Here is a 207-nt window from a genome sequence, read left to right on the forward strand (position 1 = left end):
ATGATACCGCGTTCTACACGACCGGTAACAACGGTACCACGACCGGAGATGGAGAATACGTCTTCGATTGGCAGCAGGAACGGCTTATCGATAGCACGTTCTGGTTCCGGGATGTAAGAATCCAGGAAGCCAGCCAGTTCGATGATTTTCGCTTCCCACTCTGCTTCGCCTTCCAGCGCTTTCAGAGCAGAACCACGAACGATCGGA

1 pseudogene is annotated in these 207 nt (G+C 53.1%); it reads right to left on the reverse strand.

What is annotated here, in order from left to right:
- Nucleotides 1–207 (reverse strand): annotated as a pseudogene (gene tuf, locus FDX22_RS26315) (elongation factor Tu); the annotation flags it as partial.

Source organism: Citrobacter sp. TBCS-14 (assembly GCF_005280805.1).
GTDB lineage: Bacteria > Pseudomonadota > Gammaproteobacteria > Enterobacterales > Enterobacteriaceae > Citrobacter > Citrobacter gillenii.